This is a genomic window from Micromonospora sp. BS32 (assembly GCF_059089345.1).
Map to the genome: position 1 here is coordinate 1 of NZ_JBSSHR010000043.1, position 3,382 is coordinate 3,382.

2 rRNA genes are annotated in these 3,382 nt (G+C 56.9%); both read left to right on the forward strand.

Annotated elements, in window-relative coordinates:
- Nucleotides 1–71 precede the first annotated feature (71 nt).
- Nucleotides 72–3,181: ribosomal RNA gene (locus AC5RWQ_RS30070) — 23S ribosomal RNA — on the forward strand.
- An 82-nt stretch (nucleotides 3,182–3,263) separates the two neighbouring features.
- Nucleotides 3,264–3,380, forward strand: a 5S ribosomal RNA gene (rrf, locus tag AC5RWQ_RS30075).
- The last annotated feature ends 2 nt before the right edge of the window (nucleotides 3,381–3,382 follow it).

The following is a 3,382-nucleotide window of genomic DNA, read 5'->3' on the forward strand; positions in this document are numbered from 1 at the left end:
TGGTGTGGGGTGTTTCTGGTTGTGGGTTGGTCGTTTGTTGAGAATTGCACAGTGGACGCGAGCATCTTTGTGGTCAAGTTGTCAAGGGCGAACGGTGGATGCCTTGGCACCAGGAGCCGATGAAGGACGTGGGAGGCCGCGATAGGCCTGGGGGAGCTGTCAACCAAGCTGTGATCCCAGGGTGTCCGAATGGGGAAACCCGGCATCAGTCATGTGATGTCACCTGCACCTGAACACATAGGGTGTATGGGGGGAACGCGGGGAAGTGAAACATCTCAGTACCCGTAGGAAGAGAAAACAATTTAGTGATTCCGTGAGTAGTGGCGAGCGAAAGCGGATCGAGGCTAAACCGGCTGCGTGTGATACCTGTCAGGGGTTGCGTGGTCGGGGTTGTGGGACCCCGCTGGACGAGCTGACACTCGTTCGAGGAGTTACAAAGTCAGTGGCTAGCCGAATGGTGTGGAAAAGCCAACCGTAGTCGGTGATAGTCCGGTAGGTGAAAGTTGCTGACCTTCTGTGGGTGTTCCCGAGTAGCGGCGGACCCCTGAAATCTGCCGTGAATCTGCCAGGACCACCTGGTAAGCCTAAATACTTCCTGGTGACCGATAGCGGACAAGTACCGTGAGGGAATGGTGAAAAGTACCCCGGGAGGGGAGTGAAATAGTACCTGAAACCGTTCGCCTACAATCCGTCGGAGCCTTGCGGGGTGACGGCGTGCCTTTTGAAGAATGAGCCTGCGAGTTAGTGGCATGTGGCGAGGTTAACCCGTGAGGGGGAGCCGTAGCGAAAGCGAGTCTGAATAGGGCGATTCAGTCGCGTGTCCTAGACCCGAAGCGGAGTGATCTAGCCATGGGCAGGCTGAAGCGCGGGTAAGACCGCGTGGAGGGCCGAACCCACCAACGTTGAAAAGTTGGGGGATGACCTGTGGTTAGGGGTGAAAGGCCAATCAAACTCCGTGATAGCTGGTTCTCCCCGAAATGCATTTAGGTGCAGCGTCGCGTGTTTCTTGCCGGAGGTAGAGCACTGGATGGTCTAGGGGGCCCACAAGCTTACCGAAATCAGCCAAACTCCGAATGCCGGTAAGTGAGAGCGCGGCAGTGAGACTGCGGGGGATAAGCTTCGTAGTCGAGAGGGAAACAGCCCAGATCACCAGCTAAGGCCCCTAAGCGTGTGCTAAGTGGAAAAGGATGTGGGGTCGCATAGACAACCAGGAGGTTGGCTTAGAAGCAGCCACCCTTTAAAGAGTGCGTAATAGCTCACTGGTCAAGTGGTTCCGCGCCGACAATGTAGCGGGGCTCAAGCACACCGCCGAAGCTGTGGCATTCACATTTCAACCTCGCTGGGACTTGATTCCTTGTGCAGGTGTGTGGATGGGTAGGGGAGCGTCGTGCCGCGGGTGAAGCAACGGGGTGACCCAGTTGTGGACGCGGCACGAGTGAGAATGCAGGCATGAGTAGCGAAAGAAGGGTGAGAAACCCTTCCGCCGGATGACCAAGGGTTCCAGGGCCAGGCTAATCCGCCCTGGGTGAGTCGGGACCTAAGGCGAGGCCGAGAGGCGTAGTCGATGGACAACGGGTTGATATTCCCGTACCCGCGAAAGAGCGACCCTGACGAACCTCGTTGTGCTAACCACCCGAACCGCAGGAGGTCTTCGGACCGAGTGTGGGGAGCGTGGGAACCTGACGGGTAGTAGTCAAGCGATGGGGTGACGCAGGAAGGTAGCTGAGCCCGGCCGGTGGTTGTGCCGGGGTAAGCGTGTAGGCCGCACCATAGGCAAATCCGTGGTGCACGAAGGCTGAGACGTGATGCCGAGCCGATTCAGGTGAAGTCAGTGATCCTATGCTGCCGAGAAAAGCCTCTAGCGAGTTCTTAGCGGCCCGTACCCCAAACCGACACAGGTGGTCAGGTAGAGAATACCGAGGCGATCGGGCGAACTGTGGTTAAGGAACTCGGCAAATTGCCCCCGTAACTTAGGGAGAAGGGGGGCCGGAGACGTGAAGCCCCACGCGGGTGGAGCGTTGTATGGCCGCAGAGAGCAGGGGGAAGCGACTGTTTACTAAAAACACAGGTCCATGCGAAGAAGTAATTCGATGTATATGGACTGACGCCTGCCCGGTGCTGGAACGTTAAGGGGACCTGTTAGCTCTTCGGGGCGAAGCGGAGAACTTAAGCGCCAGTAAACGGCGGTGGTAACTATAACCATCCTAAGGTAGCGAAATTCCTTGTCGGGTAAGTTCCGACCTGCACGAATGGCGTAACGACTTCCCCACTGTCTCAACCACAGGCCCGGCGAAATTGCATTACGAGTAAAGATGCTCGTTACGCGCGGCAGGACGGAAAGACCCCGGGACCTTTACTATAGCTTGACATTGGTATCCGAATTAGCTTGTGTAGGATAGGTGGGAGCCGGTGAAGTCCATACGCCAGTATGGGTGGAGGCAATCTTGAAATACCACTCTGGTTGATTTGGGTATCTAACTTCGGACCGTTATCCGGTTCAGGGACAGTGTCTGGTGGGTAGTTTAACTGGGGCGGTTGCCTCCTAAAAGGTAACGGAGGCGCCCAAAGGTTCCCTCAGCCTGGTTGGCAATCAGGTGTTGAGTGCAAGTACACAAGGGAGCTTGACTGTGAGACTGACAGGTCGAGCAGGGACGAAAGTCGGGACTAGTGATCCGGCACTGGCATGTGGAAGCGGTGTCGCTCAACGGATAAAAGGTACCCCGGGGATAACAGGCTGATCTTCCCCAAGAGTCCATATCGACGGGATGGTTTGGCACCTCGATGTCGGCTCGTCGCATCCTGGGGCTGTAGCAGGTCCCAAGGGTTGGGCTGTTCGCCCATTAAAGCGGTACGCGAGCTGGGTTTAGAACGTCGTGAGACAGTTCGGTCCCTATCCGCCGTGCGCGTAGGATACTTGAGAAGGGCTGTCCCTAGTACGAGAGGACCGGGACGGACGAACCTCTGGTGTGCCAGTTGTCCCGCCAGGGGCACGGCTGGTTAGCTACGTTCGGAAGGGATAACCGCTGAAAGCATCTAAGCGGGAAGCCTGCTTCAAGATGAGGTATCCCACCATCTTCGGATGGGTAAGGCCCCCAGCTAGACGACTGGGTTGATAGGCCGGAAATGTAAGCCCGGTAACGGGTTCAGTTGACCGGTACTAATAGGCCGAGGACTTGACTACGAAGCTGCTACGCGTCCACTGTGCAACTCCCGACAAACGAACAACACACCGTGGGTGGTGTTGTTTGTCAAGTCGATAGAGTTACGGCGGTCATGGCGGAGGGGAAACGCCCGGTAACATTCCGAACCCGGAAGCTAAGCCCTCCAGCGCCGATGGTACTGCACTCGGGAGGGTGTGGGAGAGTAGGACGCCGCCGGACAA